This is a genomic window from Pseudomonas sp. R1-18 (genome assembly GCF_051132095.1).
GTDB lineage: Bacteria > Pseudomonadota > Gammaproteobacteria > Pseudomonadales > Pseudomonadaceae > Aquipseudomonas.
The window spans coordinates 2,040,599-2,062,575 of the sequence record NZ_CP071658.1 but is presented as its reverse complement, the minus strand read 5'-3'; the positions used below and the strand labels follow the sequence as shown (position 1 = coordinate 2,062,575).

Below are 21,977 nucleotides of genomic sequence, written 5' to 3'. Positions count from 1 at the left end.
CGTTACTTCCTTAACGTGGCGTTTAACCTCTCCTCAAGCGAGGTGAGGATAGCAAGTGTGGTTGCGTTTACCTCATCGTCATTAAGAGTGCGCGATGGATGCTGCCAGGTCAAGCCGACTGCAAGGCTTTTTCTATGAGGATCAATGCCTTTACCCTGATAGACGTCAAATAGCCTGAGGTCTGTCAGCCATTCCCCTGCATTTTCGCGTATTACGTCCAGCACTGCGCTGGCCGCCACATCGCGGTCAGCCAGCAGCGCCAGATCGCGGCGCACTTCAGGGAAGCGCGAAAGCTCGTGGAATTTCGGCAGACGACCGGTAGCGACTTCCGCCAGTACCAACTCGAAAACGAAGACCGGACGGTCCAGCCCCAGCGTTCTGGAAAGCTCCGGATGGAGCGCGCCCAAGTAACCGACTTCACGCCCGTCGCGCTCGATACGCGCAGTCTGACCTGGATGCAGTGCCGGATGTTGACCGGGGGCGAAAGTGAACTCACCCAACGCACCGGCGAAGCCCAGCACCGCCTCTACATCGGCCTTGACGTCAAAGAAGTCGACGGCATCGCGACCCTGCGCCCAGCCTTCAGGCAAACGACTGCCGCATACAACGCCGGCCAGCATCGGCTCTTGCTTGAGCTCACCCAACTGGCCGACAAAACGCAGCCCGCTCTCGAACATGCGGACGCGGTCTTGCTGACGGTTCAGGTTATGCTGCAGCGCCTTGACCAGACCTGGCCACAGCGACGAGCGCATGGCGGCCATGTCATTGGAGATCGGGTTGGCCAGCAACAGGGGCTGGGTACCTGGATTGAACAGTTCGAACCACTTTGGATCGATGAAACTATAGGTAATCGCTTCCTGATACCCACGGGCTACGAGCAGACGGCGCAGTTCAGGCAGGTCGCCCTTCGCTTCCGCCTTGGCCTGAGGCGCGAGTCGCGCTTGCGGGTAACGTACCGGCAGGCGGTTGTATCCGTACAGGCGCGCCAGTTCTTCGATCAGATCGACTTCCAGGCTTATATCGAAACGGTGGCTCGGCACTTCTACGCGCCACTGGCCATCGCCGTCGGCGGAGACGGTCAGACCGAGCGCATTGAGCAGGCGCTCGATTTCAGCGTTTTCGATTACCAGGCCGAGCATCTGCTCCACGCGGCTTGCGCGCAATGTTACCGGAGCGATGGATGGCAGATGCTGCTCGCTGACCACCTCGATTACCGGGCCGGCTTCACCACCGGTGATTTCCAGCAGCAGGCCGGTGGCGCGCTCCATGGCTTCACGGGCGAGCTGCCAGTCGACGCCACGCTCGTAACGATGCGAGGCGTCGGTGTGCAGGCCGTAGGAACGCGCCTTGCCCGCTACCGAGATGGTGTCGAAGAATGCGCTTTCCAGGAAAATGTCGCGGGTCCTGGCGGTCACACCACTGTGCTCGCCACCCATGACACCGGCAATGGCCAGCGCACGCTGATGGTCGGCGATCACCAGGGTGTCAGCACGCAGAGTGACTTCCTGGCCATCGAGCAGGACCAGCTTTTCACCCTCTTCAGCCATGCGCACGCGAATCCCGCCGTTGATCTCGGCGAGGTCGAAGGCGTGCAGAGGCTGGCCCAGTTCCAGCATCACGTAGTTGGTGATGTCGACCGCAGCGTCGATGCTGCGCACGTCGGAGCGGCGCAGGCGCTCGACCATCCACAGCGGGGTCGGACGCGACAGATCCACGTTGCGGATGACTCGGCCCAGATAGCGCGGGCAAGCGGCAGGTGCCAGCACTTCGACCGGACGCACCTCATCGTGTGTCGCAGCGACCGTGGCAATCTGCGGGCGTACGACCTCGGCGGCATACAGCGCGCCGACTTCGCGCGCCAGACCGGCCACCGACAGGCAGTCGCCACGGTTGGGAGTCAGGTCGACTTCGATGCTGGCGTCGTCCAGCTCCAGATACACGCGAATGTCCTGACCGACCGGCGCGTCGGCTGGCAATTCCATCAGACCGTCATTCCCCTCGCCTGCCTGCAGCTCGGCGGCGGAACACAACATGCCGTTCGACTCGACGCCGCGCAGCTTGGCCTTCTTGATCTTGAAGTCGCCGGGCAGTTCGGCACCGATCATCGCGAACGGGATCTTCAGGCCCGGGCGCACATTGGGTGCCCCGCATACGACCTGGAATGTTTCGCTGCCGTTGCTGACCTGACACACGCGAAGCTTGTCGGCATCCGGATGCTGCTCGGTGCTGAGCACTTCACCCACCACCACACCCGAAAAGGCGCCGGCGGCCGGCGTTACGCTGTCGACCTCAAGACCGGCCATCGATAGACGAGCAACCAGCTCGTCACGGGAAACCTGCGGGCTTACCCAGCTGCGCAGCCATTGTTCACTGAATTTCATCCTGCTCTCCTGAAAGATACGTTACGGGCGTGCGACCTAGCGAAATTGCGCGAGGAACCGCAAGTCGTTGTCGAAGAACAGACGCAAATCATTGACGCCGTAACGCAGCATGGCCAGGCGCTCGACGCCCATGCCGAATGCGAAACCCTGGAATTCCTCGGGATCGATCCCGGACATGCGCAACACGTTCGGATGGACCATGCCGCAGCCCATGACTTCCAGCCAGCCGGTCTGTTTGCAGACACGGCAGCCTTTGCCGCTGCACATCACGCATTCCATGTCGACTTCAGCCGACGGCTCGGTGAAGGGGAAGAACGACGGACGGAAACGTACCGCCAGCTCCTTTTCGAAGAACACGCGCAGGAACTCTTCGATGGTGCCTTTCAGATCCGCGAAATTGATATCGCGGTCGACCAGCAGGCCTTCGATCTGGTGAAACATCGGCGAATGGGTGATATCCGAGTCGCAACGATAGACTCGCCCCGGGCACACGATACGGATCGGAGGCTGTTGCGATTCCATGGTCCGCACCTGCACCGGAGAGGTGTGCGTGCGCAGCAGCATGTTCGCATTGAAATAGAAGGTGTCATGCATCGCCCGCGCCGGATGGTGGCCAGGGATGTTGAGCGCCTCGAAGTTATGATAATCGTCTTCGACCTCAGGGCCTTCGGCAATGCCGTAGCCGATGTGAGTGAAGAATTGCTCAATACGCTCCAGAGTGCGGGTAATCGGGTGCAGACCACCGGAGGTCTGGCCACGGCCCGGCAAAGTCACATCGATGCACTCGGCGGCGAGTCTGGCGGTCAGTTCCGCTTCCTCGAACGACGCCTTGCGAGCATTGAGAACCTCTGTAACACGTTCCTTGGCGACGTTGATCAGGGCGCCGACTTGCGGACGCTCTTCAACAGGCAGGTTCCCCAGGGTCTTCATCACCTGAGTCAACTCACCCTTCTTGCCAAGGTATTGAACCCGGATTTGCTCCAGGGCATTGATATCTTCAGCGCTTTGCACAGCCTCGAGAGCTTGAGAGACCAGCGCGTCCAGGTTTTCCATGTACAGACTCCAGATACGAAATAGGGGAAGAGCTTAAGGCTCTTCCCCTATTTATGACGTTCAACACCGCCCTCGAAATCGAAGGCGGTGATTGCCGGGGACTTAGGCCAAAGTGGCTTTAGCTTTCTCGACAATCGCAGCAAACGCCGCTTTTTCGTTCACAGCCAGATCAGCCAGAACCTTGCGGTCGATTTCGATCGACGCTTTTTTCAGGCCAGCGATCAGGCGGCTGTAAGACAGACCGTTGACGCGAGCACCAGCGTTGATACGAGCGATCCACAGAGCGCGGAACTGACGTTTTTTCTGACGACGGTCGCGGTAGGCGTACTGGCCTGCCTTGATGACCGCTTGCTTGGCAACACGGAATACACGCGAACGCGCGCCGTAGTAGCCTTTGGCAAGTTTCAGAATCTTTTTGTGACGCTTACGGGCAATGACGCCACGCTTTACACGAGCCATGAGTAACTTCCTCTATATCTTGATCAAAATTAACGAAGGCGCAGCATGCGCTCGACTTTAGCCACGTCAGACGGATGCAGCAGGCTGCTACCGCGCAGTTGACGCTTACGCTTTGTCGACATTTTGGTCAGGATGTGGCTCTTGAAAGCGTGTTTGTGCTTGATGCCGTTAGCGGTTTTCAGAAACCGCTTAGCTGCACCACTTTTAGTCTTCATCTTTGGCATGTTCGGATACTCCGCATTCAGTTGATAAACATAACCGCAAGGCCTGCCGTGCCCTGGTGGTTACTTCTTCTTTTTCGGGGCGATGACCATGATCAGCTGGCGTCCTTCCATCTTAGGATGCTGCTCAACGGAACCGTATTCGAGCAGGTCAGCTTCAACCCGCTTCAACAGCTCCATGCCCAGCTCCTGGTGGGCCATCTCACGACCGCGGAATCTCAACGATACCTTGGCCCTGTCCCCGTCACTCAGGAAACGTACCAGGTTGCGTAGTTTTACCTGGTAATCCCCTTCCTCCGTCCCTGGACGAAACTTGATTTCTTTAACCTGGATCTGTTTCTGGTTTTTCTTCGCCGCAGCAACCTGTTTCTTCTTTTCGAAGATCGATTTGCCGTAGTCCATGACCCGGCAAACCGGTGGTACCGCGTCGGCAGAAATTTCTACCAGATCCAGCTTCGCCTCTTCGGCGATACGAAGCGCTTCATCAATCGAGACGATGCCAATCTGCTCGCCGTCAGCGCCAATTAACCGAACCTCGCGGGCCGAGATATTCTCATTGATCGGGGCCTTAGGTGCAGCTCGTTTATCTTGTCTCATTTCACGCTTAATAATAATTACTCCGAATCTTGGCGACCACGCCGGGAAACCGCTTGTGCGAGGAATTCAGCGAATTGGGCGACCGGCATCGAGCCGAGGTCGGTGCCTTCGCGTGTACGCACAGCGACAGTTTGCGTTTCAACTTCCCGATCTCCGATGACGAGGAGATAAGGGACCTTGAGCAAAGTATGCTCGCGGATTTTAAAGCCGATCTTTTCATTTCTCAAGTCGGACTTGGCACGAAATCCGCTTTGAGCCAGAGTTTTTTCAACCTGAAGGGCGAAATCGGCCTGTTTGTCAGTGATATTCACGATCACTGCCTGGGTCGGCGCCAGCCAGGCCGGGAACGCACCTTCGTAGTGCTCGATCAGGATACCGATGAAACGCTCGAAGGAACCGAGGATCGCGCGGTGCAGCATGACCGGGTGTTTGCGACCGTTATCTTCCGATACGTACTCGGCACTCAGACGGATCGGCAGGTTGAAGTCCAGCTGCAGCGTACCGCATTGCCATACACGACCCAGGCAGTCCTTCAACGAGAACTCGATTTTCGGGCCGTAGAACGCGCCCTCGCCTGGCTGAAGATCATAAGGCAGGCCTGCGCTGTCCAGCGCGGAAGCCAACGCCGCTTCGGCGCGATCCCACAGTTCGTCGGAACCCACGCGCTTTTCAGGACGAGTGGACAGCTTGAGCTCGATGTCCTTGAAACCGAAATCGGCGTAGACGTCGAGGGTGAGCTTGATGAACGCCGCGGATTCGGACTGCATCTGTTCTTCGGTACAGAAGATATGCGCGTCATCCTGAGTAAAGCCACGCACACGCATGATGCCGTGCAGTGCGCCCGACGGCTCGTTGCGGTGGCAGGCACCGAATTCGGCCAGACGCATCGGCAGCTCGCGGTAGCTTTTCAGACCCTGATTGAACACCTGCACATGGCATGGGCAGTTCATCGGCTTGATGGCGTAGTCGCGGCTTTCCGACTCTGTGGTGAACATGTTGTCGGCGTAGTTGGCCCAATGCCCGGATTTCTCCCAGAGCGAGCGATCAACCACCTGCGGCGTCCTGATTTCAAGGTAACCGTTTTCACGCTGAACCTTGCGCATGTACTGCTCAAGCACCTGGTACAAGGTCCAGCCTTGCGGGTGCCAGAACACCATGCCCGGAGCTTCTTCCTGGGTATGGAACAGGCCGAGGCGCTTGCCGATCTTGCGATGATCACGCTTCTCGGCTTCTTCGATACGCAGGATGTAGGCCGCCAGCTGCTTCTTGTCCGCCCACGCAGTGCCATATACGCGCTGCAGTTGCTCGTTCTTGGCGTCGCCGCGCCAGTAGGCGCCCGACAGCTTGGTCAGCTTGAAGGATTTCAGGAAGCGGGTGTTCGGCACGTGCGGACCGCGGCACATGTCGACATATTCTTCGTGGTAGTACAGGCCCATGGCCTGTTCGTCAGGCATGTCTTCGACCAGACGCAGCTTGTAGTCTTCGTGACGGGCGGTGAACACCTCGATCACTTCAGCGCGCGGGGTCACTTTCTTGATGACGTCGTAGTCTTTCTCGATCAGCTGCTGCATGCGCTGCTCGATCGCCGCCATATCGTCAGGCGTGAACGGGCGCTCGTAAGCGATATCGTAGTAAAAACCGTCGTCGATCACCGGGCCGATGACCATTTTGGCCGTCGGATACAGTTGCTTGACCGCATGACCCACCAGGTGAGCGCAGGAGTGGCGGATGATTTCCAGTCCTTCCTGATCCTTGGGGGTGATGATCTGCAGGCTGGCGTCGTTCTCGATGAGATCGCAGGCATCGACGAGCTTGCCGTCGACCTTGCCGGCCACGGTGGCCTTGGCCAGACCGGCGCCAATCGACAGCGCGACATCGGCTACGGAGACCGGATGGTCGAATGAACGTTGACTGCCGTCGGGAAGAGTAATGGTGGGCATGGCGCCTCCTCTCCTAGTGGTGACCCCTACCAAAGGTCACGTGGGTTGGGATGAGCCAGTACGTGATCCGGTGGTATGCCTGCCTCACAGTGGCAGGAGCCTTCAGGCCAACCTTGAACCGAACCAGATGACTGGATTGATACGAAAAAACTGCCTGCGACGCGCGGATGGATGATACAGCGCAGCGCGAGCGAAATTCACAGGACGCGCATCCTAGCACAGCTGCCGCGATTCGGACGCATCTGCCGCGCAAACGAAGCGAAATAGAGAAGTAAACGTACCTCGTCTGAACTGGTCGGGCTCACAGCCGTCTGAATTAACCGAGACCTGTACGACTTTTCCACCCAAGGAGAACATCATGAAGCTTTCAAGCCTGACAGCCCTCCTCGCCAGCGCGGCGATTCTGGCCCCTTTCGGCGCCCAGGCGGCGATGGACAACGCGACGCGTTCGACCTTCACGCAAGAATGCATCAGTGCCGCCAAGCAGCAGAATCTTGACGAAAAAGTGGCCAAGGCTCACTGCGACTGCGGTGCCCGGCAGGTCGATGCCCATTTCACCGCCGACGAGATCGCGTCTCTCAACGACACCAACAAGGCACCCAGCACGCAACTGACCTCGAAGATGCAGAAACTGGTCGCTGACAACTGCGTCCAGCCAAAAAAATAAAATATTCACATAGCCAGACCGGCACGCTCTGCTGGCTATCGACGCGCTTCAGTGCAATGTCTGGAGCCCCGCTACGACGGGGCTTTCAGCACGATCCCGCTGCCTGACGGCCACGACTCGAACGTCAACGGAGCACAGCCGGCGCCAGGGAAATCCGCCGCTATTTTGATGACTCGATCAAACTTCCTACCTGAATGGCTCTCTTTTCGCACATTTAGACTATGATAGGCCGGTGTGCCCAGTTGGCCTGAGCAGCACGCTATTGAAAATTATGTTCTTGGAGATACACCATGTCTAATCGCCAAACCGGCACCGTAAAATGGTTCAACGATGAAAAAGGCTTCGGCTTTATCACTCCACAAGGTGGCGGTGACGACCTGTTCGTACACTTCAAAGCAATCCAGAGCGACGGTTTCAAAAGCCTGAAAGAAGGCCAGACCGTCAGCTTCGTTGCTGCTAAAGGCCAGAAAGGCATGCAAGCAGAAGAAGTCAAAGTCGAGTGATTCAGCCGGCTTAAAAAAACCCCGTCACTGACGGGGTTTTTTATTGGCTGGTGGAAAGGGCCTGCGTCAACCGCAGTTGATACGAACCACCTTGCCGGCTGCGTCGGTATTGACGTTGACCCGTTCGGAGCGGTACTCCAGCGTCACCATGTCATTGGGACCCAGAATACGCGCGTCCAGAGCGCCGGATCGGGTACGCACCTGGTTCAGCAGATCGATCGAAGCCTGCTTGCCGACTGCGAACTGACCGCCCTCGGCATCGCAACGACCATCGCTGGTTGTAGTCGTGGTGGTTTCGGCGGCTTTGGTGTCATCCGTCGAACCGGATGGGGTACTGCAGCCCGCCAGTAACGATGTCACGACGACAAAACCGAGTGTTGCGAACTTCCAGGGCATACAGCCTCCTCTATCGATAAACATTATCAGCCTCTGTGCGACCGCGCCGGGGCGTTTTGGTTGCACCACGCGATTCGACAGAGCATGAGAACCGGATCCGGTTTCAGGGTGCGCAAGCTTGCCTGACGATCCAACTGCACGCGCTGCCAAATCGTCACAAGACGTGAATCGATAGCAGGCCAATCCTCATTTCAACCGCGCCAGCCGCTCGCTCAGTAGATTGAAGAAACCCTGAGCGTCGCCGTTTTCGACCCAGAACACGTTTGCCGGCTGCTTAAGTGTCCCGTACCAGTCGGCAACTGTCTGGCCGAAACCGATGCCCTCACGAGTATCGACGGCGACATTGATCTGCCGGCCCGAGAAAAGCTCGGGCTTGAGCAGCCAGGCGATCACGCTGGCGTCATGCACCGGGCCACCCGGCAGACTGTAGTGCTCCATGTCCAGTTTGACGTACTCATTGAGGATGCCCTCCACCAGCTTGCCCGCGTTGTTGCCAAGCGCTGCGATCTGTTTGAGCCGCGCCTCGCTGGTCAGGATCTTGTGGGTAACGTCCAGGGGCACATAGGTCAGTTTGACGCCGCTGGCGAGCACGATCTGAGCGGCATGCGGGTCCGCGTACAGATTGAATTCGGCCACGGGAGTGATATTGCCACCGTTGAAATGTGCGCCACCCATGACGATGACTTCCTTGATGCCCTGGGTGATTTCCGGCGCCTGAACCAGTGCCAGCGCCAGGTTGGTCTGCGGGCCGAGCATTGCAATGGTGATGCTGTGCGGCTTGGCCTGACTCAGCGTGCGGATGAGGTAATCCACCGCATTACCGGAAGCAAGCCCTTTGGCGGGCTCATGCACGGGCACGCCCGGAAGCCCTTCCTGACCATGCACATTTTCGGCGTAGATCGGAGTGCGGACCAGTGGCTTGGGCGCGCCGGCGTACACCGGCACCTCCTCGCGCCCGGCCCATTCGCGCGCCAGCCTGGCATTGCGCGAGGTCTTGTCGAGGCGCACGTTGCCGGCGACCGTGGTAATCGCCATCACGTTCAGCTCTTCGGGCGATGCCAGCGCCAGAAGCAGCGCAACAACATCGTCTGCGCCCGGATCGGTGTCGATGATCAGATCACGCTTTTCTGCTGCCTGTACAACGGCAGAACCAAGAATGGACAAAAGCAGCGCTCCCCGGATCAAGTGCCTGAAAAACCCTTTCGGCATCATATGCAACTCCCTGTCGGTAAATTTCGTTCAAGCCGAACGCTTAGAAAACCACACCGGCGACTAACGCCACATTACTGTAAGGCTGGCATTCGCCGGTGCGGATGATCGCCTTGGCCTCGCGGCTCAAGACCTTCAGATCCTCGTGACTGACCCAGCGCTGGTGGCCGAGTTGCCCGTCGAGGTTCAGATTTTCGATAACCTGCAGCGCCGGCGGCCGGGCGGTGACCATTTCGTTGGCGAGGACGTGAGTCTCCACCTGCATTTCCGTCAGGACTACGTCCAGCACACTCACGAAATCGGGCACGCCACGGGTCAGCGCCAGATCGATAAGCTCTACTCCGGCCGGTACGGGCATGCCAGCATCAATGATCATCAGAATATCGCCGTGGCCCAGGGACGCGATGACTCGGGACAATTCGATATTCAGCAACGCGGTCTTCTTCATGCGGGTTTGAATTCCTTTATTTCGTCGTACGTAGGAATGGAGGGCTGCGCGCCTGCGCGAGTAACCGACAACGCGGCGGCCAGCTGGCCGAAGCGGATTGCCTCCGATTCGTCGTGACCGCTGGCCAGCGCGGCGGCAAAGCCGCCGACAAAAGTGTCGCCCGCTGCCGTGGTGTCCACTGCACGGACAACCGGCGCAGGCACATGTTCAAAACCTTCAGCCGTGGCGTGCAAAGTACCACGCTCGCCCAGGGTAATGATCACACCGCCGACACCCGCCGCCAGCATCATGGCGGCGGCCTGCTCGGCGGTGGCTATCGATTGGACGGCCACGCCGGTGAGCGCCTGCGCTTCGCTCTCGTTGGGAATCAGATAGTCGATCAGCGGATACCACTCGACCGGCAACGGCCCGACTGCCGGTGCCGGGTTGAGGATCACGGTCTTGCCTAGCTCATGCGCCCTGACCAGGGTGCGATGGACAGTGGCGGTGGGCACTTCGAGCTGGCAGATGACAATGTCCGCAGCCGCCAGCAGCGCATCGTGCCGCTCGATCGACGCCGGGGTCAGCTGGCCATTGGCTCCGGCCACAATCACGATTGCATTCTGACTTGCGGCGTCGACGACGATCGAAGCGATCCCCGTAGACAGGCCGTCGATACTTGTAAGCGCCTGGCAGTCGACACCTTCCGTCAACAGCGCAGCGCGCAGCTGGTCACCGTAGGCGTCGGCGCCCACGCAGCCGATCATCGCCACCGAACCTCCGAGGCGCGCGGCGGCCACCGCCTGGTTGGCACCCTTGCCGCCCGGCACCGTGGCAAAGGTTTCGCCGGCGAGCGTTTCCCCAGGGCGTGGCAGGCGCTGGGCGCGGATCACCAGATCCATATTCAGGCTGCCGACTATCACTATCTTTGCTTGCATGGTTCATTCACTCGTCGCTGTGCTTCAGCGTCATGCCGGAAACGGATGGAGGTGGTGCCGTGGATTCACGCACTACGACATTGGGGGTCACAAGACGCTTGCGAACCGGCGCGGTGTCGGGCGCGGCGATTCTGGACAACAGCATTTCGGCGGCGGTTTCGCCCAGTTGTCTTATCGACTGACCGACCGTAGTCAGTGCCGGGTAAACGTAACGACTCATCTGAATGTCGTCGAACCCCACCACCGAGAGATCCCTGGGCACTGCCACGCTGCGCTCGGCCGCGGCGCGCAACACACCGATGGCGATCACGTCGTTACCCGCGAAAATCGCCGTGGGTGGCTGATCACTCAGAAGACCCACCGCCGCCTGGTAGCCTGCGGGGCTGGTGAACTCGCTGTTGACGGTCCATCCCGGTAGCACATCGACCCCGGCCTCAAGCATCGCTCGCCGGTAACCGGCCTGGCGCATTTCGGCGACCAGCGTGTCGGCCGGCCCGCCGATGCAGGCGATGTGCCGATGCCCCAGGCCCAGAAGATGCCGCGTCGCCAGATAGGCGCCCTGCTCGTGGTCGATGCGGACCATGTCGGCCTCGATACCTTCCAGTTCACGGTCCACCACCACCAGCGGCGTGCGCACCTCCGCCAGCCCGCCGGCAAAACTGACGTCGCCGTCCACCGACGACACGATCAGGCCATCGACGCGTTTTTCCAGCAGCACGCGCAGGTAACTGCGCTGCTTCTCGGGGTTGTCATCGGAGTTGCACAGGATCACGCAGAAACCATTGCGCTCGCAGTGGTCTTCGATCCCTCTGGCCAGCTCTGCGAAGTAAGGATTGATGCCATTGGGGATCAACAGGCCGATGGTGCAGGTGCTCCGGGCTTTCAGGGAACGCGCCACGGCGCTGGGCACGTAGTCCAGCTGCGCGATGGCCGCCTCGACCTTCAGCCGCACGGGCTCGCTGACCGGACGGGTCTTGTTCAGTACATGGGACACCGTGGTGTAGGAAATTCCCGCGAGTGCCGCGACATCTTTAATGGTTGCCATGTCAGTTCTGCCGACGCGCCCTGTGGCTGCGATAAGTGTCGAGCACCACCGCAATGACGATCACGGCACCCGTGATGATGCGCTTGGTCGGTTCGCTGGCGCCGATCTGAGCCAGCCCCGCCGCGAGCACCGAAATGATCAGCACGCCGAAAAAGGTACTGATGATCGAGCCGCGCCCACCCATCAGACTGGTACCACCGATAACAACCGCCGCGATGACCTGCAGCTCCAGGCCAGCACCGGCGTTCGGGTCGGCGGCTTCCAGGCGCGAGATCTGAAACAGCGCGGCGACGCCGGCCAGCAGGCCCATCAACGAAAACACCAGGATCTTGTACGGCTTGGGGTTGATCCCCGCGAGGCGCACGGCCTCCTCATTGGTCCCGATCCCGATCAGATAGCGGCCGAAAACGGTACGCGTGAGGACCGCCTGGGCGATGAAAATCACCAGCAAAGCGATGACGAACGACGGCGAGATGCCGAATGCCAGCGGATTGGAGAGCCACGCGAAAGAATCGCCGATGTACGCCGTGCGGGAGTTGGTCATCTGGTAGGCAACACCGCGAGCCATTTCCAGCACGCCCAACGAGACGATGAACGACGGTATGCGCCATGCCACGGTAATCGAACCGGTGATGGTGCCCGCCAGGGTGGCGCAGCCGATGCCGAGCAAAGCCGCGGGAAATACGCTCCACCCCCAGCCGAGGATCGCAACGCTGACCGCCGATGCCGCAAGGGCGAGCACCGAGCCGACCGACAGGTCGATGCCGCCGATGATCAGCACCAGAGTCATGCCTACGGCCAGTACCATAAGATCCGGAATCTGGTTGGCCAGCGTGCTGAACGTCTGGTACGAGAGGAAGTGGTCGCTGAGCACCGAAAACAGCACGATCATGGCCAGCAGCGCGCCCGCCAACCCCAGATAAGTACCCAGCCCGTAATAATTGCCGCCGCGCCGCGTTGCAGAAGGCAACGCCGGGGAAGTGATGTTTTTCATGAGTCGTTCCTGGGCGCTGCTTCACTGAGCAGCGCGTCACGTTTCTGGTAGCCCGCAAAGGCGGCGGCGAGCAGTTGGTCCTGCGACCAGCTGTCCCGTTCGAAGGTATCGATCAGACGCCCGGCCGACAGCACGCCGATCCGGTCGCAGATCAGCATCAGCTCGCGCAAGTCACTGGAAACCACCACCAGCGCCCTGCCCTGACGGGTCAGCTCGGCCAGCAGCGCATAGATATCGAATTTGGCCCCGACGTCGATGCCTCGTGTCGGTTCGTCGAAAAGCATTACCGGACAATTGCGCTCCAGCCAGCGACCGATCACGACTTTCTGCTGATTGCCGCCGGATAGTTCCGACACCAGCTGCGCCGGGCTTGAACTGCGAATGCGCATGGCGCTGACCTGGCGCTGCGCCAGTTCGAGCTCTTCCTGCGCACTGACTAATCCGCCGCTGGAAATCGCATTCATGTTGCCCAGAGCGATATTGGCGCTGATCGACTGGGTCATCAGCAGGCCTTCGCTCTTGCGATCTTCAGTGATCAGCGCGATACCGTTCTCCACGGCGTGCGACGGCGAACGGATGGTCACCGGGCGCAGCGGCTTGCCCACCTCTATGCTGCCGCTGTCGGCGATGTCGGCACCGTAGATGAGGCGCAGCAACTCGGTACGACCGGCGCCAATCAATCCGGAAATACCGAAGATCTCACCGCGGCGCACCTTGAACGACACATCCTGCACCTTGCCCGCGCGACTAAGGCCATTGACCGACAGCGCGACGTCGCCGATGTGGCGCTCGCCCATATCCATGTGTTCGCCCAGCTCGCGCCCCACCATCAGGGTCACCAGTTGCTCGCTGTCATAGCGGGAAATGGGCTCGACACAAACCAGCTTGCCGTCACGCAGCACCGCGATGCGTTGCGAGACCCTGGCCAGCTCCTCAAGGCGGTGCGAAATGTAGATGATCGATACGCCCTTAGCCTGCAACCGCGTGATTTGCTCGAACAGCATTTCGACCTCGCGGGAGGTCAGCATCGCTGTCGGCTCGTCGAGGATCAGCACATGGCAGTCGCCAACCAGGTTGCGCGCGATTTCCACCATCTGCTGATGGCCTATGCCCAGATCGCCCACCAATGTGTCCGGATCGATTGCTTCCAGACCGACCTGCGCCATCGCCTTGACGGCGTCATCCCTTAGGCGCTTGCGATCGATCCAGCCCGCGAGACGTGGCAGGTTATCCAGAAACAGGTTTTCGGCGACGGTTAGCGTCGGCAGCAGGTTGAGCTCTTGCATGACCATACGGATGCCGAGCTTTTCTGCCTGAGCGCGATTGGCCGGCTGGTAAGGCTGGCCTTGAAACGTCATGTGGCCGGTGGTCGGCGTAACCAGCCCGCCGATGATTTTCGACAACGTGCTTTTGCCGGCCCCGTTTTCGCCAGTCAGGGCCAGGACCTCACCGCGCATCAGGGTCAGGTCGATATCACCCAGCACTGGCTGGGCATAGGTCTTGCCGATGCCGCTGACCGACAGTACAGCCGTCTGAACAGACGCTGACATAGAATTCTCCCGGCACCCGCCCTGTGTGGACGGATGCCATTACTCAGCCTGGATCAAGGCATGGCTTCAAGGTTTGGTAACGAGCTCGACGGGGGTTTCGATCACACCCTTGTCATTGGTCTCGACTTTCTCGCCCTTGACCTTCTTCAGCGCAGCTTCGATGCCGAATACCGCCTGACGCGCCGCGAACTGATCCGCGGTCGCCAGGACCCGGCCATCCTTGAGCATGGGTTTGATCGCGTTGATGTTGTCGTAGCCGACCACCATCACCTTGCCCGCCTTGCCTGCCGCACGTACCGCCGAGACGGCTCCGAGCGCCATGCTGTCGTTGCCCGCGAGCAGCGCCTTGAGGTTGGGATATTCATTGAGCATGGCTGACGCAACGGCATTGCCCTTGTCGATTTCCCAGTTGCCGGACTGCACAGACACAACCTTCATCCGGGCCGCTTCCATTGCGTCCTTGAAACCTGCCGTACGCTGCTGGGCGTTGGTGGTGGTCGGCACGCCTTCGATGATGCCGACCTCATCTCCCGACTTGAGCTGTCTGGCCAGGTACTCGCCCACCAGAGCCGCGCCTTTACGGTTGTCAGGCCCCACGAACGGAACTTCGATGTTCTTGCTCTTGAGCACTGTGGCGTCGAGCTGGTTGTCGATGTTCACCACCTGGATGCCAGCGTCCATCGCCTTCTTGATCACAGGAACCAGAGCCTTGGAGTCAGCGGGCGCAATAACCAGTGCATCGACCTTTGACACGATCATCTGCTCGACGATGCGAATCTGATTGGCGGTGTCGGACTCATCCTTGATGCCGTTAGAGATCAGGTCGAACTCGGCGGAATGCTCCTTCTGGTACGCCTTGGCGCCGTCCTCCATGGTCAGGAAGAACTCGTTGGCAAGCGACTTCATCACCAACGCAACCTTGGGTTTTTCAGGGGTCTGAGCATGGACTGCAGAGAGGGGCACGAGCGCCGTGGCGGCGAACATGGCGACAGCGAGAAGGCGTCCAGCGAATGGCAGCTTCATGGGTTCATCTCCGTTCTTGTGATTATTGTTCGGGCCAACGTTACGTAGCCAAGGCTCAGAGCTACTACGCAAACGTTTGCGAGGGGTCGACTATGTGAAATGTTCTGTGCTTTGTCAATCGCTGCATGGCGCTATCACCGTCGAATCAAACGCTACCGTCGGTTGCAGACAACCATGCCATCCAGGCCATGTAAACGCTTGATCCCAATAGTTGTTGCGAAAGATCCGACGTTGAAATACTGTACGCCCGTACAGCACATATCGGAACTTTCCCCGTGGCAAAACAATCTCCAGCAACCGCATCCGAGCCAGGCTCTTACGAGCGCCTTGGCATCCGGGTACAAAAGATCATCAATTCGCCCGCCGCGCAGAAAGCCAAAGCGGCATTGCTGTTCCGCAAGCCCGATGAATCCGAAGAAGACTGGGCGCAGTTGCTGGAAGAAATCGCAGAAAACGACAATGTGACGCTCGCTTGGCGCGATGACGGCGGTGTGCAGCTTTTCTGGACAGTGCCGAAGGAAGATTGACCGCATGAAAGCCTCGCTTTCCATCCTGCTCTTCACGTCGTTGGCGGCTCTCGCGCCGCTTGCTGCGCAGGCCGATGCGCCTCGTACGTTCAGCGAAGCGAAGAAAGTCGCGTGGGGTCTGTATGCGCCTCAGTCCACCGAGTTCTACTGCGGCTGCAAGTACTCGGGCAACAAGGTGGACCTCGCCGGATGCGGCTACGTGCCACGCAAGAACGCCAACCGAGCCAAGCGTATCGAGTGGGAACATATCGTGCCGGCATGGCAGATCGGCCACCAACGCCAGTGCTGGCAATCGGGGGGGCGCAAGAACTGCGCGAAGAACGACGATATCTACAAGCGCGCCGAGGCTGATCTGCACAACCTGGTACCGAGTATTGGCGAGGTGAACGGCGACCGCAGCAATTACAGCTTTGGCTGGGTGCCGGAGCGCAAGGGCCAATACGGTTCCTGCCTGACCCAGGTGGATTTCAAGGCCCGAAAAGTCATGCCGCGGCCATCGATTCGCGGCATGATCGCCAGGACTTACTTTTACATGAGCAAGCACTACAACCTGAGGCTTTCCCGCCAGGACCAACAGCTCTATCAGGCCTGGAACAAGACCTATCCGGCTCAGCCATGGGAGCGCCAGCGCAACCAGCGAGTGGCGTGCGTGATGGGCCATGGCAATGAATTTGTGGGGCCTGTAGACCTGAAGTCATGCAGTTGAGGTCAACTACAACCGTTTGAGTAAAACTGAAGCCGCCACATCACTCAAATGGATATGGCGTTATGCCACTTGTCGGACGACCGTTCACTCTGATCTGTAACCCTGTAGCTTCCAGCTAAGTTAATCCCCCAGAGACAGCAGTCCGATCAAGGCCGCTTGTAGTTATGCAAGCCTGTATCGATCTCGAAATGAAGTTGCAGCGCAGTACCCGTTTTCCAGGACTCGCTGCCCGGTACACCTATGTACTCATTTTCAGATGGGCGTAGCCGCTACGCCCCACAGGCGGATCATGATGAATACCCAAACGGAATTCGAGATTCATTACCAGTTCAAGGGCGAGCCTCGCCACTTTCTCCATGAAGCACTGCAGCTCTGCCAGAGCGATGCACTGCATTTCGCGACCCTGCACGCTGGCGTCGGAACAGTCAGTGGGAACGTTGCTGCGGGACCTATAAAGCTGGCGACCCTGCAGGCGCAGGGCTTTGGTGTGACTCAGGTCTTGTGGAAGAAGCGCATCAAACGCGCGGAGAGCAACCCCAGGGAAGACCAGGCCGAACCGGTGTAAAAGCCCGGCCCGGCCTGCGGCAATCAGATGGCGGGATAACTGCCGGTGCCGTCGGGCCAGGGTGTGAGCAGTTCAAAACCGGTCTGGGTGACAGCGACCATGTGCTCCCACTGAGCCGACAAGGACTGATCACGCGTCAGCACTGTCCAGCCGTCAGGCAAGGTCTTGGTCCCGGCCTTGCCCGCGTTGATCATCGGCTCAATGGTAAAGACCATTCCCGGCTTGAGCCTCAAGCCCTTTCCTGCAGTGCCATAGTGCAACACCTGCGGTTCTTCGTGGTATTTGCGCCCGATGCCGTGCCCGCAGTATTCACGCACGACGCTGAAGCCCTCGCGATGCGCGACAGTCTGAATTGCATGCCCGATGTCGCCCAGCGTCGCACCAGGGCGAACGGCGTGGATACCTGCGCGAGTTGCTTCATACGTTGTTTCGACCAGGCGCCGGGCAAGCGGACTGACCTCTCCCACCAGGTACATGCGGCTGGTATCGCCGTACCAGCCGTCCTTTATGACCGCCACGTCAATGTTGACGATGTCGCCCTCCTTGAGGAGGTCGGATGCGGCCGGAATCCCGTGGCAAACCACAGCGTTGGGCGAGATGCAGGTGGTCTTGGTGAAACCGTGATAGCCGACGTTCGCCGGAATGACTTTCAGCTCGTCAACGATGTAGCGATTGCAGATATCGTCCAGCGCTTCGGTGCTGATGCCCGGCTTCACATGCGGCGCGATCATCGCGAGAACGTCCGCTGCCAGCCTGCCGGCAATGCGCAACTGCACGAGATCCTGTTCGGTCTTCAGACTGATTGCATTGCTCATGAAGCCACCTGAGTCAATGAAGGAAGCTCGCCAGCTTCGGCAGTGAATGACACCGCGTCGGATGCCTGAGTGCGAATCAGCATCTGGCATATTTCGGTGTAATCGAGGGTCGGATGCAATTCGGCGATCATGCCGACGCGCATCCAGTGCTCTGCCTGTGCATTGATAGACCGGCTCAGCGCAACGCTGGCCGCACGCACATTGCTATGCATGTGTTCGGAAATTTTCACCAGCCCCATGACTCGCCTCCACTATGAATATACGAATCATATATGGTTCGTATATTAGCAGGCAAGCGTCGGAGATTCGTCCGCATTCTCTGAAAGCTTGGATCATTCAGCCTGATCGACGTAACGCGCCGATTCGATTGCCATGGCAATATCGGATTCATACGCGTTGAACTGCCGCAGCGCCGCCGCCAGCGCGAGGAAATCCTCGCGTTGCATTTCATTGATCAAGGGTGCTGCGAAGTGATGGGCAGTGGCAGGGTTTTGCACGGTATTCAGGGACATGACTAACCTCTTTTGCAGATACTGTTTATACATACAGTATTTGCAACCGAGGGCCAAAGCAAGTCCGTTGTCGACGAATGGTCATCAGTCGCTGCACTCCAGCCCGAACTTAAACTGCCTCAAGGCGCCCTGCTCTGCTTGTCTACTGAGGGATCACGCGGTCTGATCCGGCGCCTCTGCGACAACGGGGTGGTATTAATGTGGGTGCAACTTTCAGGCTGCCCCGTCTTTTCATCCAAGGCCCGCGAGCAGTTGCAGTCGTTCCCAGTCGCTTCGGGCAATTTCGATCCCGCGCTTTTCCGCCACGGCGCGTTCCTTATAGCGACGGTCGCCGGGCATACGCGCCTGGCCGGCATCGTGAAGCTGACGCACCAATTCTTCGCTTCGTTGAGCAAATTGCTGCCCGCTGCCTTTGTCAGGATCAATGACGATAATCACCTGGCCTGTCCACGGAGTCTGCGCGCCAGGATGCTGCGACCAGTCGAAACCGAAGGAAAAATTGCCGCCGGTCAGCGCTGCGGCAAGCAGCTCGACCATCATCGACAGCGCCGACCCTTTGTGTCCGCCGAACGGCAGTAATGCGCCGCCTTTGAGAATCTCGTCCGGATTGCGAGTGGCCTGCCCATGACTGTCGACCCCCATACCCGGTGGCAACTGTCGCCCTTCCCGCGCGGCAATCTGCACGTCGCCGTGCGCGATGGCGCTGGTCGCCAGATCAAAGACAATGGGCGGTCCCTCGGCGCGCGGCGCCGCGAACGCGATCGGGTTGGTACCGAACACCGGTTTGTCGGCCTCATGAGGGACCACGCACGTCATGCTGTTGACCATGCTCAACGCCACCAGCCCCTCCTCTGCGAACGGCTCGACATCCGGCCAGAGCGCCGCAAAGTGATGGGAACCACGGATCGCAAGGATTGCGATGCCGGCCGCTCTCGCCTTGCTGACCAGCAACGACCTCGCCGCCGCGAGTGCCGGCTGGGCGAATCCGTTGGCTGCATCGACACGGACAAACGCCGCGCCCACATCCTCGACCACCGGAACCGCACGTCCATCCACCCAGCCGCTGGCCAGTGACGAGAGATAACCCGGAACGCGAAAAATGCCATGACTGTGAGAGCCGTCGCGCTGTGCGCTGGCGCAGTTTTCGGACAGCGCCTGCGCCACCTGGGCGGATGTGCCGTGGGCCATGAACACCCGGTACAACACGTCAGCGAGCTCCCGCCAGGAAACACAATGGACCGAGCTGCTATCGGAAGCGCTGCCGTCGGATGGGGTGCTGCCAGAGGTCATGGTCATCGCAATTTCCTGAAAGAGAAGATGGGGAGACGGAGTCGATCAAACCTGGAAGAAAAACACTGACTACAGTGACAGCGGTAGCCATGCATCAATGAGAGCGGATCACATTCACGAGCTAATAGAGCCAACCTTGATACCCAATAGCCACGTATTGTTCTCGCCAGTGGAGATCAAGGGGTAGAATGCGCCAACAGTCAAGCCTGGAGCGCCCATGAGCGAACCTTTGCTCAGCGAAGCACAATACGATGCAATCACCGACGAAGCGGCGCAGTGGTGCATGCGCCTGCACGCGGACGATTGCACGGATGCCGAGCGCCGACGCTTCGCCAAGTGGCACGCCGCCGACCCACGACATGCAAGCGAATACCAGGCCATCTGTGACGTCTGGGGTTTGACCGCGCACGTGCCGGCGATCAATCCCGCGCCAAATCTTCAACCGCTTTCGCCGCCTGCGTCACGTGGCAACCGCCGGGCGTGGCACCCGCTGACGGCAGCGGCGGCGGTCATCGCGCTGGCATTGCCGGTTGCGGGCTTCGTTGGCTGGAACCAGGGCTGGGTACCTGACGCCTACGAGAGTTACGAGGCCTTGGATTCCACACGTCTGGTGACGATGTCGGATGGCAGCCGCGTGGAGCTGAATATCGGTACGCAGCTGACCTATCTCAACTTCAAGGATCGGCGCAGCGTGACGCTCACCAAGGGTGAGGCTTTCTTTGAAGTGAGCCACGACGCTGCGCATCCATTCATCGTCGACGCCGGCAAAGGCAGCGTCCGGGTCACCGGCACGCGCTTCAACCTGTGGCTCTATCAGGACCAGGTGCGGGTGAATCTTGTCGAAGGTTCGGTCCAGGTACGCAGTGATCGAGCGCAGCCCTCCAGCGATATGGCACTTACGCCGGGCATGCAGGCCAGTTACCGGACGGGTGACAGACAACCGCAGGTTAGCGCGACCAAAGCAGGTGATACGAGCCTGGCGTGGCGCACCGGCAAGTTGATTTTCAACGACTTGCCGTTGAGCGATGCGCTGCCGATGATCAATCGCTACCTGCCGCAGCCGATCCTGCTGGGTGATCAGGCCACCGGCGCTCTGCGTCTTGGCGGTAGCTACAACACCCGCGATCTCTCGGGGCTGCTGCGCAGTCTGCCCAAGGTTTTGCCCGTCACCGTGGCGCACAACCAACAAGGCAACCCGGTCCTGACCAGACGTCCGGCGAATACGCCGAAAGGCTGACCCGCCGGCTTCCTGGCATTGAAAGCCGCTGCCACCGCAGTCAAACCCGACACCCGAACAGTCTCCGAGGCCGAATTCTGCCGACGCCCAGGCCGCCGGCATTCGTCCGGCCGCCGTGCGTTGCAGATTAATTTCAACGAAAAATTGAGGATCCGGGCGACTCGTTCGTCTTAGTTACTGAGTTTTTCGTTTAATGCCTGAAAAGGAGTTTGCGCATGTTCAACCGACAAGGCGTAACGACCCGCACCCTGCTGCGGCAGACGGCCATCGCCCAGGCGCAAGCGCCGACGTCATCCGCTGAACGTCCCGGCAACGAGCACATCCGGTTGCTGCTGAAAAGCTTCGGCCTGCGAAGCAGCCTTGTGCGGCTCAAGGTGCTGGACGCTTTGCTGGTCGCCAGCCTGGAGGGCAAGGCGCTGGGCGTGCGCGGGGTTCACAGTCATCTGCTGCGGCTCGACGTGCCGCTGTCGTTTCTCAGCGTGCGCGAAGTCCTCAAACGGCTCTGCGACGAAGGCGTGATCAATCTCGACCCGGACAAAACCTACAGCTTCAATGCGCGCGCCGCCGAGTGGTTGAGCGACGCGCAAAACGCCTCTGGTCGCTAGCCGCGATCCCGGTCAGCGCTTGACCTTGCGACGCAGGACGCCGTTGAGCACGACCACCAGCACGGCGACGCCAATGGCGATGTACTGAAACGTCTTCTCGGTGATGACGCCACTGGTCTGCAGGTGCGACAGGCCCAGCATGATGGCCAGAACGCCCACGGCGATCAGTACGGAGTAAATCAAACGTTGCTTGTTGGTCATAACCGGTTTCCTGATGTCTTCATGATCCGCATTGGCCTTACGCAAATGCGCGCCTATCTTACGCCGAAGCAACGCTCCAGGCATCGGCGATCTGCCCCGACCGCCGTCGCAGCGGT

26 protein-coding genes are annotated in these 21,977 nt (G+C 59.6%); 7 read left to right on the top strand and 19 right to left on the bottom strand.

Going from position 1 to position 21,977, the window contains the following annotated elements; translation table 11 throughout:
• Positions 1–2: 2 nt before the first annotated feature.
• The 6 genes from pheT to thrS form a co-directional block, all read right to left on the bottom strand.
• Complete coding sequence (pheT, locus tag J3P77_RS09435) at positions 3–2,381, bottom strand: phenylalanine--tRNA ligase subunit beta (protein WP_434681294.1); 2,379 nt, start codon at positions 2,379–2,381, stop codon at positions 3–5.
• A 36-nt stretch (positions 2,382–2,417) separates the two neighbouring features.
• On the bottom strand, positions 2,418–3,434 hold the full coding sequence (gene pheS, locus J3P77_RS09430) for a phenylalanine--tRNA ligase subunit alpha (protein ID WP_434681293.1): 1,017 nt from the start codon (positions 3,432–3,434) through the stop codon (positions 2,418–2,420).
• A 102-nt stretch (positions 3,435–3,536) separates the two neighbouring features.
• Positions 3,537–3,893 carry a 50S ribosomal protein L20 gene (gene rplT / locus J3P77_RS09425; protein WP_045184205.1) on the bottom strand — a complete coding sequence of 119 codons (357 nt, stop codon included), beginning with the start codon at positions 3,891–3,893 and terminating at the stop codon, positions 3,537–3,539.
• A gap of 29 nt (positions 3,894–3,922) precedes the next feature.
• The gene (rpmI, locus tag J3P77_RS09420) at positions 3,923–4,117 is read right to left on the bottom strand and encodes a 50S ribosomal protein L35 (RefSeq protein WP_002553160.1); all 195 of its coding nucleotides are present in this window, start codon (positions 4,115–4,117) and stop codon (positions 3,923–3,925) included.
• A gap of 60 nt (positions 4,118–4,177) precedes the next feature.
• Positions 4,178–4,729, bottom strand: coding sequence for a translation initiation factor IF-3 (gene infC, locus J3P77_RS09415; protein ID WP_172604547.1), 552 nt, complete (start codon positions 4,727–4,729; stop codon positions 4,178–4,180).
• Complete coding sequence (gene thrS, locus J3P77_RS09410; protein WP_434681292.1) at positions 4,729–6,651, bottom strand: threonine--tRNA ligase; 1,923 nt, start codon at positions 6,649–6,651, stop codon at positions 4,729–4,731. Before thrS ends, infC begins: the two co-directional genes overlap by 1 nt.
• A gap of 358 nt (positions 6,652–7,009) precedes the next feature.
• Between thrS and J3P77_RS09405 the strand changes: the two genes are divergently transcribed.
• Positions 7,010–7,318 carry a hypothetical protein gene (locus tag J3P77_RS09405; protein WP_434681291.1) on the top strand — a complete coding sequence of 103 codons (309 nt, stop codon included), beginning with the start codon at positions 7,010–7,012 and terminating at the stop codon, positions 7,316–7,318.
• A gap of 290 nt (positions 7,319–7,608) precedes the next feature.
• Complete coding sequence (locus J3P77_RS09400; protein WP_434681290.1) at positions 7,609–7,821, top strand: cold-shock protein; 213 nt, start codon at positions 7,609–7,611, stop codon at positions 7,819–7,821.
• A 66-nt stretch (positions 7,822–7,887) separates the two neighbouring features.
• Here the strand turns inward: J3P77_RS09400 and J3P77_RS09395 are convergent, their stop codons facing one another.
• The 8 genes from J3P77_RS09395 to J3P77_RS09360 form a co-directional block, all read right to left on the bottom strand.
• Positions 7,888–8,217 carry an I78 family peptidase inhibitor gene (locus J3P77_RS09395; protein WP_434681289.1) on the bottom strand — a complete coding sequence of 110 codons (330 nt, stop codon included), beginning with the start codon at positions 8,215–8,217 and terminating at the stop codon, positions 7,888–7,890.
• Between the two features lie 186 nt (positions 8,218–8,403).
• Positions 8,404–9,429: a nucleoside hydrolase gene (locus J3P77_RS09390; protein ID WP_434681287.1), complete on the bottom strand. Its 1,026-nt coding sequence runs from the start codon at positions 9,427–9,429 to the stop codon at positions 8,404–8,406.
• Between the two features lie 40 nt (positions 9,430–9,469).
• A complete protein-coding gene (rbsD, locus tag J3P77_RS09385; protein WP_434681286.1) occupies positions 9,470–9,874 on the bottom strand; it encodes a D-ribose pyranase in 405 nt (134 codons plus the stop codon).
• Positions 9,871–10,791 (bottom strand): ribokinase, encoded by a 921-nt coding sequence (gene rbsK / locus J3P77_RS09380; protein ID WP_434681285.1) that lies wholly within the window; start codon positions 10,789–10,791, stop codon positions 9,871–9,873. Before rbsK ends, rbsD begins: the two co-directional genes overlap by 4 nt.
• Before the next feature lie 7 nt (positions 10,792–10,798).
• Complete coding sequence (locus tag J3P77_RS09375; RefSeq protein ID WP_434681284.1) at positions 10,799–11,836, bottom strand: LacI family DNA-binding transcriptional regulator; 1,038 nt, start codon at positions 11,834–11,836, stop codon at positions 10,799–10,801.
• Between the two features lies 1 nt (position 11,837).
• A complete protein-coding gene (locus J3P77_RS09370; RefSeq protein WP_434681283.1) occupies positions 11,838–12,830 on the bottom strand; it encodes an ABC transporter permease in 993 nt (330 codons plus the stop codon).
• A complete protein-coding gene (locus tag J3P77_RS09365; RefSeq protein ID WP_434681281.1) occupies positions 12,827–14,380 on the bottom strand; it encodes a sugar ABC transporter ATP-binding protein in 1,554 nt (517 codons plus the stop codon). Before J3P77_RS09365 ends, J3P77_RS09370 begins: the two co-directional genes overlap by 4 nt.
• Before the next feature lie 66 nt (positions 14,381–14,446).
• Positions 14,447–15,403, bottom strand: a complete 957-nt coding sequence (locus tag J3P77_RS09360) for a sugar ABC transporter substrate-binding protein (RefSeq protein ID WP_434681279.1) — start codon at positions 15,401–15,403, stop codon at positions 14,447–14,449.
• A 275-nt stretch (positions 15,404–15,678) separates the two neighbouring features.
• Between J3P77_RS09360 and J3P77_RS09355 the strand changes: the two genes are divergently transcribed.
• The 3 genes from J3P77_RS09355 (at position 15,679) to J3P77_RS09345 (ending at position 17,201) form a co-directional block, all read left to right on the top strand.
• The gene (locus J3P77_RS09355) at positions 15,679–15,930 is read left to right on the top strand and encodes a DUF1654 domain-containing protein (protein WP_434681278.1); all 252 of its coding nucleotides are present in this window, start codon (positions 15,679–15,681) and stop codon (positions 15,928–15,930) included.
• Between the two features lie 4 nt (positions 15,931–15,934).
• Positions 15,935–16,636 carry an endonuclease gene (locus J3P77_RS09350; RefSeq protein ID WP_434681276.1) on the top strand — a complete coding sequence of 234 codons (702 nt, stop codon included), beginning with the start codon at positions 15,935–15,937 and terminating at the stop codon, positions 16,634–16,636.
• Positions 16,637–16,928: 292 nt separating this feature from the next.
• Complete coding sequence (locus J3P77_RS09345) at positions 16,929–17,201, top strand: DUF6555 family protein (protein WP_434681274.1); 273 nt, start codon at positions 16,929–16,931, stop codon at positions 17,199–17,201.
• A 23-nt stretch (positions 17,202–17,224) separates the two neighbouring features.
• Here J3P77_RS09345 and map read toward each other — a convergent pair whose 3' ends face one another.
• The 4 genes from map to J3P77_RS09325 all read right to left on the bottom strand — a co-directional run bounded on the left by map (position 17,225) and on the right by J3P77_RS09325 (position 19,818).
• Positions 17,225–18,016 carry a type I methionyl aminopeptidase gene (gene map / locus J3P77_RS09340; protein WP_434681273.1) on the bottom strand — a complete coding sequence of 264 codons (792 nt, stop codon included), beginning with the start codon at positions 18,014–18,016 and terminating at the stop codon, positions 17,225–17,227.
• Positions 18,013–18,255 carry a ParD-like family protein gene (locus tag J3P77_RS09335; protein ID WP_434681272.1) on the bottom strand — a complete coding sequence of 81 codons (243 nt, stop codon included), beginning with the start codon at positions 18,253–18,255 and terminating at the stop codon, positions 18,013–18,015. Before J3P77_RS09335 ends, map begins: the two co-directional genes overlap by 4 nt.
• 93 nt (positions 18,256–18,348) lie before the next feature.
• Positions 18,349–18,528, bottom strand: coding sequence for a hypothetical protein (locus J3P77_RS09330; RefSeq protein WP_434681271.1), 180 nt, complete (start codon positions 18,526–18,528; stop codon positions 18,349–18,351).
• Positions 18,529–18,759: 231 nt separating this feature from the next.
• A complete protein-coding gene (locus tag J3P77_RS09325) occupies positions 18,760–19,818 on the bottom strand; it encodes an Ldh family oxidoreductase (protein WP_434681939.1) in 1,059 nt (352 codons plus the stop codon).
• A gap of 217 nt (positions 19,819–20,035) precedes the next feature.
• Between J3P77_RS09325 and J3P77_RS09320 the strand changes: the two genes are divergently transcribed.
• Both J3P77_RS09320 and J3P77_RS09315 read left to right on the top strand, forming a co-directional pair.
• On the top strand, positions 20,036–21,055 hold the full coding sequence (locus J3P77_RS09320; RefSeq protein WP_434681270.1) for a FecR family protein: 1,020 nt from the start codon (positions 20,036–20,038) through the stop codon (positions 21,053–21,055).
• Between the two features lie 215 nt (positions 21,056–21,270).
• Positions 21,271–21,660 (top strand): Fe2+/Zn2+ uptake regulation protein, encoded by a 390-nt coding sequence (locus J3P77_RS09315; RefSeq protein WP_434681269.1) that lies wholly within the window; start codon positions 21,271–21,273, stop codon positions 21,658–21,660.
• Between the two features lie 12 nt (positions 21,661–21,672).
• Here J3P77_RS09315 and J3P77_RS09310 read toward each other — a convergent pair whose 3' ends face one another.
• Positions 21,673–21,861, bottom strand: a complete 189-nt coding sequence (locus tag J3P77_RS09310) for a hypothetical protein (protein ID WP_434681268.1) — start codon at positions 21,859–21,861, stop codon at positions 21,673–21,675.
• Positions 21,862–21,977: the final 116 nt, after the last annotated feature.

Bases quoted from the DNA above. Each gene is read 5' to 3' on its own strand.
- J3P77_RS09395 (WP_434681289.1), bottom strand. From the start codon at position 8,217: ATGCCCTGGAAGTTCGCAACACTCGGTTTTGTCGTCGTGACATCGTTA.
- J3P77_RS09330 (WP_434681271.1), bottom strand. From the start codon at position 18,528: ATGTCCCTGAATACCGTGCAAAACCCTGCCACTGCCCATCACTTCGCA.
- J3P77_RS09325 (WP_434681939.1), bottom strand. From the start codon at position 19,818: ATGACCTCTGGCAGCACCCCATCCGACGGCAGCGCTTCCGATAGCAGC.
- map (WP_434681273.1), bottom strand. From the start codon at position 18,016: ATGAGCAATGCAATCAGTCTGAAGACCGAACAGGATCTCGTGCAGTTG.
- rbsD (WP_434681286.1), bottom strand. From the start codon at position 9,874: ATGAAGAAGACCGCGTTGCTGAATATCGAATTGTCCCGAGTCATCGCG.
- rpmI (WP_002553160.1), bottom strand. From the start codon at position 4,117: ATGCCAAAGATGAAGACTAAAAGTGGTGCAGCTAAGCGGTTTCTGAAA.
- J3P77_RS09310 (WP_434681268.1), bottom strand. From the start codon at position 21,861: ATGACCAACAAGCAACGTTTGATTTACTCCGTACTGATCGCCGTGGGC.
- J3P77_RS09345 (WP_434681274.1), top strand. From the start codon at position 16,929: ATGAATACCCAAACGGAATTCGAGATTCATTACCAGTTCAAGGGCGAG.
- thrS (WP_434681292.1), bottom strand. From the start codon at position 6,651: ATGCCCACCATTACTCTTCCCGACGGCAGTCAACGTTCATTCGACCAT.
- J3P77_RS09390 (WP_434681287.1), bottom strand. From the start codon at position 9,429: ATGATGCCGAAAGGGTTTTTCAGGCACTTGATCCGGGGAGCGCTGCTT.
- rplT (WP_045184205.1), bottom strand. From the start codon at position 3,893: ATGGCTCGTGTAAAGCGTGGCGTCATTGCCCGTAAGCGTCACAAAAAG.
- J3P77_RS09375 (WP_434681284.1), bottom strand. From the start codon at position 11,836: ATGGCAACCATTAAAGATGTCGCGGCACTCGCGGGAATTTCCTACACC.
- J3P77_RS09365 (WP_434681281.1), bottom strand. From the start codon at position 14,380: ATGTCAGCGTCTGTTCAGACGGCTGTACTGTCGGTCAGCGGCATCGGC.
- J3P77_RS09320 (WP_434681270.1), top strand. From the start codon at position 20,036: ATGAGCGAACCTTTGCTCAGCGAAGCACAATACGATGCAATCACCGAC.
- J3P77_RS09360 (WP_434681279.1), bottom strand. From the start codon at position 15,403: ATGAAGCTGCCATTCGCTGGACGCCTTCTCGCTGTCGCCATGTTCGCC.
- rbsK (WP_434681285.1), bottom strand. From the start codon at position 10,791: ATGCAAGCAAAGATAGTGATAGTCGGCAGCCTGAATATGGATCTGGTG.
- J3P77_RS09315 (WP_434681269.1), top strand. From the start codon at position 21,271: ATGTTCAACCGACAAGGCGTAACGACCCGCACCCTGCTGCGGCAGACG.
- J3P77_RS09370 (WP_434681283.1), bottom strand. From the start codon at position 12,830: ATGAAAAACATCACTTCCCCGGCGTTGCCTTCTGCAACGCGGCGCGGC.
- J3P77_RS09350 (WP_434681276.1), top strand. From the start codon at position 15,935: ATGAAAGCCTCGCTTTCCATCCTGCTCTTCACGTCGTTGGCGGCTCTC.
- pheT (WP_434681294.1), bottom strand. From the start codon at position 2,381: ATGAAATTCAGTGAACAATGGCTGCGCAGCTGGGTAAGCCCGCAGGTT.
- J3P77_RS09400 (WP_434681290.1), top strand. From the start codon at position 7,609: ATGTCTAATCGCCAAACCGGCACCGTAAAATGGTTCAACGATGAAAAA.
- J3P77_RS09335 (WP_434681272.1), bottom strand. From the start codon at position 18,255: ATGGGGCTGGTGAAAATTTCCGAACACATGCATAGCAATGTGCGTGCG.
- J3P77_RS09405 (WP_434681291.1), top strand. From the start codon at position 7,010: ATGAAGCTTTCAAGCCTGACAGCCCTCCTCGCCAGCGCGGCGATTCTG.
- pheS (WP_434681293.1), bottom strand. From the start codon at position 3,434: ATGGAAAACCTGGACGCGCTGGTCTCTCAAGCTCTCGAGGCTGTGCAA.